The organism is Streptococcus sp. HMSC064D12 (assembly GCF_001837205.1).
Taxonomy (GTDB): domain Bacteria; phylum Bacillota; class Bacilli; order Lactobacillales; family Streptococcaceae; genus Streptococcus; species Streptococcus salivarius_D.
Genome location: NZ_KV831711.1, coordinates 1 through 315, shown reverse-complemented (window position 1 = coordinate 315; position 315 = coordinate 1). Strand labels below are relative to the sequence as shown.

Here is a 315-nt window from a genome sequence, read left to right as displayed (position 1 = left end):
TCAATAGATGAAGCCTCACCACTAATACATTTTTCTACAAGTTCCATTTTAAATTCTTTTGAATAGGAACTGTTTTTTGTTTTCTTTGTGAATCCTAAAATCCCATATTTTTTATAGATGGCGGCCCAATCTTGAATCGTCCTTGTGGAAATATGGAGACAGTTACATATTTCAGATCTGGAACGATTTCCATTAATATAATCGAGACAAGCTTGTTCTTTCTCGTATGGGGTGAATCTTTCTCTTCTAGACATAAAAATACCTCTTAAGTAGATTTTAGGTATTTACCTTGTCTACTTAAGAGGTATCATATCA

The 315-nt window shown here is 32.7% G+C and carries 1 protein-coding gene; it reads right to left on the bottom strand.

Annotated elements, in window-relative coordinates; genetic code table 11:
* A partial coding sequence (locus tag HMPREF2697_RS10000) for a helix-turn-helix domain-containing protein (protein WP_142350065.1) occupies nucleotides 1-254 on the bottom strand: 254 nt, incomplete at its 3' end.
* Nucleotides 255-315: the final 61 nt, after the last annotated feature.